Origin of the sequence: Trichococcus sp. ES5 (genome assembly GCF_900067165.1) — a bacterium.
Taxonomy (GTDB): Bacteria; Bacillota; Bacilli; order Lactobacillales; family Aerococcaceae; genus Trichococcus; species Trichococcus flocculiformis.
Genome location: NZ_FJND01000012.1, coordinates 79,932 through 82,970 on the forward strand (window position 1 = coordinate 79,932; position 3,039 = coordinate 82,970).

Below are 3,039 nucleotides of genomic sequence, written 5' to 3' on the forward strand. Positions count from 1 at the left end.
TTTCTTGGAGAATGCCGTCCGCATGATGGTCAGCGTCCTTTCCTATAACATCAACAATTTTATACGCACACTAGCTTTCCCGGAAAAGGCCAAAGGCCTACAGATACAAAGTATTCGTCTTCGGTTTTTCAAGATCGCTGGGAAACTGATCCACAGCGGAAGACGCATGATGCTAAAACTCAGCACCCATCATGTCTACCAAGATGAATTTTTTCATATCCTACGGCAAATTCAATCCTTGTCTTGGTGAGGAGACCCCGCAAATTTAAAAAAAACGTTCGAACAAAGGGATTAGTATGCCCAAAAACACAATAACAATCGCATTTCGTGCTTCTTTTCGTCTCTAAGAGACGTTTTGAAAGGGAAAAAAATAACAGCTCTGCCAAAAATCCAATATTGCAGATGAAATAGAGTTGTTCATATCAAGATTTGGGGTGGTATGAATAATTCAGGTTCTAATGTCTTTTTAATTCAGAGGTAAAACTTCACACTTACAAGAATCTATAAAACTTCCTGTAGGCGCAATCTTATCCTGAAAATTAAATTTCTGTTTCAGTGTGAATCGAATCTTACTTAGCATTCCACTTACCTATTTGAAAACACATAAAATCATTATCTTTGCTCACGCTTAGATTTTTTAAACCAGCCGAAATATACTAAGTATGCCGACACTAAAGCTGGAACAATAATCTGAACAGTATTGAGTTCAGGTGTTATAGTAATACCAAAAAGAGTAATCGGCAAAATTCCACTTAAACCAAATGAAGCATGAACGATTGATTCCCAAGCGGTCAATCCTGCGAAAAATTTAGCAAGTTCCTTATACATATTCTCACCACCATTAATACTTTTTTACAAATTTTTTGTATTCATGACTCTCATTGCATTTAAGACTGCTATCAGAGCAACTCCTACATCAGCAAATACCGCTTCCCACATTGTAGCAAGTCCTCCGGCACCCAATATCAGGACGATTCCTTTAACAACAAAGGCCAAAACAATATTCTGTAGTACAATACTTCTAGTTCTCTTTGAAATCTTTATTGCAGTGATCAGTTTGCTTGGTTCATCTGTCATCAGCACAACATCTGCAGCCTCAATTGCGGCATCAGATCCTAAACCACCCATTGCGACGCCAACATCAGCTCTCGCTAATACTGGAGCATCATTTATGCCATCTCCTACAAATACAATGCGCCCTTTAGTACTTTTTTGATTATAAAGCAGTTCCAGTTTCTCTACCTTTTGATCGGGAAGCAGCTCCGAATAAACCACGTCCAATCCTAGTTGTTTACCGACCTTATCTCCGACTTTCTTATTATCTCCTGTCAGCATAACAGTCTTCTTTACACCAAGTGCTTTTAAGTCACTAACAAGTTTTTCAGAATCCTTTTTGATTTCATCTGAGATTATGATCGATCCTGCATAACTTCCATCTATCGCTATATACACGATTGTTCCAAGATCATCATTTTCTTCTATGGCAATTTCTTTCTCGGCCATCAGCTTTGCATTGCCTGCAAAAATTTCCTTCCCTTTAACATTTACCTTTAATCCGAGGCCAGGAAGTTCTTCGTGCGCTTCAATTACTCCTTTGTCAATTTCTTTGCCATAAGCTTCCACAATTGATTGAGCGATCGGATGGTTGGAATAGTTTTCCGCATATGCTGCATACATTAAAAGCTCATCATTTGATATGTTTTGTACAGCTTTAATCTCAGTTACCTTAAACACACCTTTTGTCAAGGTTCCAGTTTTATCAAATATTACTGTATCAACATTATTTAAAGCTTCTAGATAATTTCCTCCTTTGATCAGGATACCATTTTTTGAGGCTCCTCCGATTCCACCAAAAAATCCAAGCGGTATTGAAACAACCAATGCACAAGGACACGAAATAACCAAGAAAACCAATGCCCTGTATATCCAGTCAGAAAAAGTTGCGCCTTGGACAACTAAAGGTGGAATAATAGCAAGTGCTAATGCTGCTACTACTACTATAGGGGTGTATATTCGCGCAAACTTTGTAATAAACTGTTCCGTAGGCGCCTTTCGACTGCTGGCATTTTCAACCAGTTCCAAAATTCTTGATACAGTTGACTCGCCAAATTCTTTTTTAACTTCAATCGTTAATAATCCGTTTTTATTGATGAAACCTCCGTAGACTTCATTTCCAACCTCTACTTCACGAGGCACAGACTCACCAGTAAGCGCTGAAGTGTCCACCATGGATTTCCCTTCAACAACAACTCCATCAAGTGGTACTTTTTCACCCGGTTTCACAATAATATATTCTCCGATAAGTACATCCTCAGGAGAAACAATCTTGATATCATCCCCATCCTTTAAATTTGCATAATCAGGTCTAATATCCATAAGTTCGGCAATCGATCTTCTAGATCTGTTTACCGCTAAATTCTGGAAGAATTCACCCACCTGATAGAACAGCATTACCGCAACACCTTCTGGATATTGACCTATAGCAAATGCTCCTAGAATCAATTACGCTGTTCTGGAGCCCTTGGGGCTCTAAGGATAGCGGATGTAGCAAAATAAAAATCGCCAAGGTGAAAGCCTGCTGTTACAGCACTTTCACCTTGGCGATCTATTGTTTTATGGATTTTGCGACTAATGTAAAAAAAAAAAGAAAAAGCGCCCCATACTGCTGAAATAGCAGTAAAATATAGTCACTACAAAATATTAAGGAGGTCGCTTTTTCTATGAACAGAATAACACAATTATCCATTTTTGAAAATAACCAGCTCGGGGATTTAGAGAAATTAAATGACGTGCTGAATGCATTGCCGGACGAGAAACTCATCGCCCTTTTGGAAGAAGAACGTGGGAAGGGGCGGAATGATTATCCTGTGTTCACCATGTGGCGGGCTTTCCTTGCCAGTTTCGTGTTCCAACACCCCACAGTTGCAGCTTTGATCCGGGAACTGAAGCGCAACAGCCAACTCCGGGAGGTATGCGGATTCCAAACTCGGATCATCCGTACGAAAAAAGGGTCTTATCGTTATCAGTTGGCTCCCACGG

The 3,039-nt window shown here is 39.6% G+C and carries 3 protein-coding genes and 1 pseudogene; 2 read left to right on the forward strand and 2 right to left on the reverse strand.

The window, feature by feature from the left end:
• Positions 1 to 250 (forward strand): transposase (locus tag TES5_RS15595; RefSeq protein ID WP_232309355.1); only part of this gene is annotated, 250 nt, incomplete at its 5' end.
• A gap of 362 nt (positions 251 to 612) precedes the next feature.
• On the opposite strand, the gene TES5_RS10150 is transcribed toward TES5_RS15595, so the two are convergent.
• Both TES5_RS10150 and TES5_RS10155 read right to left on the reverse strand, forming a co-directional pair.
• The gene (locus TES5_RS10150; protein WP_068561751.1) at positions 613 to 828 is read right to left on the reverse strand and encodes a hypothetical protein; all 216 of its coding nucleotides are present in this window, start codon (positions 826 to 828) and stop codon (positions 613 to 615) included.
• 24 nt (positions 829 to 852) lie between these two features.
• Positions 853 to 2,496 (reverse strand): annotated as a pseudogene (locus tag TES5_RS10155) (heavy metal translocating P-type ATPase); the annotation flags it as partial.
• Positions 2,497 to 2,720: 224 nt separating this feature from the next.
• Between TES5_RS10155 and TES5_RS10160 the strand changes: the two are divergent.
• The coding region (locus TES5_RS10160; RefSeq protein ID WP_198143335.1) for a transposase at positions 2,721 to 3,039 on the forward strand (319 nt) is incomplete at its 3' end.

What these genes read in the sequence shown, in the direction of transcription:
- TES5_RS10150 (WP_068561751.1), bottom strand. Translation starts at nt 828, where the DNA reads ATGTATAAGGAACTTGCTAAATTTTTCGCAGGATTGACCGCTTGGGAA.